This window comes from Methanosarcina sp. 1.H.A.2.2, from assembly GCF_000979975.1.
Lineage (GTDB): Archaea > Halobacteriota > Methanosarcinia > Methanosarcinales > Methanosarcinaceae > Methanosarcina.
This window is the reverse complement of sequence record NZ_JJQL01000028.1, coordinates 1-2,051: the sequence shown is the minus strand read 5'-3', so window position 1 is coordinate 2,051 and position 2,051 is coordinate 1. Positions and strand designations below refer to the sequence as shown.

General features: G+C 41.2%; 1 protein-coding gene. It reads right to left on the bottom strand.

Going from position 1 to position 2,051, the window contains the following annotated elements; genetic code table 11:
- Nucleotides 1-336: 336 nt before the first annotated feature.
- The gene (locus EO93_RS04345; RefSeq protein WP_052735379.1) at nt 337-1,857 is read right to left on the bottom strand and encodes a PAS domain-containing sensor histidine kinase; all 1,521 of its coding nucleotides are present in this window, start codon (nt 1,855-1,857) and stop codon (nt 337-339) included.
- Between the last annotated feature and the right edge of the window lie 194 nt (nt 1,858-2,051).

Genomic DNA, 2,051 nt, shown 5'->3' with positions numbered 1-2,051 from the left:
AAATGTAGTTTATTAAGTTATAAAGTTATATTTACTACTGTGCGAGGCTGCGCTTTCATCCCCCACCTGTCGGCTGATGCCTCCGAGGAAGGGGACTTCCCGCTGTGCCTCTGCGCTCCCAAGTTAAAACCTCAACAGGAAACCTCTGAGTCTTTAGCATTTAGGAAAGAACGTTCAACCTTAAATAGGTTACAATACTGTGAAATACCCCTCCCTTTCAGCCTGCGGCTTCCGAGAAAGGGGTCTTTCCGCCTGCGAAGATAAATGATGTACTATTCACCGTCGGGACTGGGAACGGCCTTCCTATAACTATACCGCATTAAAATCTGGAATTATTCATCCTGAGAAGTTAGCAGTTACCCCAACTTTGGTGGTACTATCTTTCAATACATTACCAGGTTTTTTCGTATCATCCGGACCATTTACGGGCAACTCAAATATGAAAGAGGACCCTTTTCCCTGAACACTTGTAAACCATACTCTGCCCTTATGCATATCAACAAACTTTTTTACCAGAGCAAGCCCCAGGCCAGTACCTTCGTACTGCCGGTTCATGTCCGAATCAATCTGTTTGAAAGGCTCAAAGAGGTATTTCCGGTCTTCTTCCGAGATCCCTATGCCGGTATCTGAGACCCGGATCTGAATCATATTTTCAGCCCTCTCGGCTGAGATTCTTACAAACCCGCCAACGGGGGTGAACTTGATAGCATTACTTATGAGGTTATAAAGAATCTGTTTGAATCTTACTTTGTCAGCAATGATAGACAGGTTATCTTTGACATTGAATTCTATAGAAATATCTTTATTTAATGCGCTTGCGGAGGCTATAAACTTCAAGTCTTCAAAAACTTCGGAAACGAAAAAACATTCCAGGTTTAGTTCCATTTTCCCGGCTTCAATCTTTGAAAGGTCAAGGATATTGTTTATAAGGATGAGGAGGTGGTTTCCACTGCGTGAAATATTATTTAAATATCGCTTAGTTCTTTCATCAAGTTCTCCATTTATACCTTCGAGCAGCAGGTCCGAAAAACCTATGATAGCAGTAAGAGGGGTCCTCAGTTCGTGGCTCATGGTAGCGAGGAATTCACTCTTTACCCGGTTTGCACCCTCTGCAGCAAACTTTGCCTGAAGCAGTTTCTTTTCGGTTCTTTTACGCTCGGACAGATCAATGAAACTTTCAACAAAATAATCTCTGTCCCCTATAGTTACCGGAACCACACTCTTAAGGATCGGGATGACTTCCTTTTGAGCATTGATGATCGTTTTTTCTGAATTATCCATATTCAGTCCAAGATCACTGATAGGACATTTTCCGACCTCGGCAGGACAGATAAATTGGTGACATATATTTCCGACAATCTCTTCTTTTGATCTCCCGATCGTTTTAATTGCAACGGGATTTACATCAACTATTTTGTGGCTTGAGGCTTCGATTAGCAATATTCCACATAGGCTTTTTTCCAGTAAAGCACTCAATCGATCTCTTTCTTTTTGCGCCAAACGTTCCGATTCTTTACGCAAAGTTATGTCCCGGGCGATAATAAGGAGCTTTTTACTTTTTTTATCCATTACAGAGGAACTAACCTCTATGTCTAGGATACTATTATCTGACCTTTTGATCTTAGTCTCAAAAAGCGCCGATCCGTTCTCCAGAGTTACGTTCAATGCGTTCCGGAAGCCGGGAAGAGATTCTTCAGTAAATAGAGATTGGGGGAGAATTTTTTCAAGATGAACCCTATCATATCCGAGAAGTTTACAGCCTTTAGGATTAACTTCCAGAATACGCTCCCCATTTGTTATGAAAATCGCATCATTGGACTGCTCAAATAGAGCCCTATATATTTCTTCTTTAGCCATTAGATTGTCCTCGGCCAGTTTACTTAAAAACGGATTATTTTCTCATTCTTGTCTCAGGTTCAGCATACACAGGCACTTTTCCGGGATTGAAGAGGTTTAACCGGAGTTTCTAAGATCTTAAAAAAGAAAGGCTCTTGGCTATGATTATTTACAGTCTAACAAAAAATTAATTAAGTTGACGACTTCAACTTGGG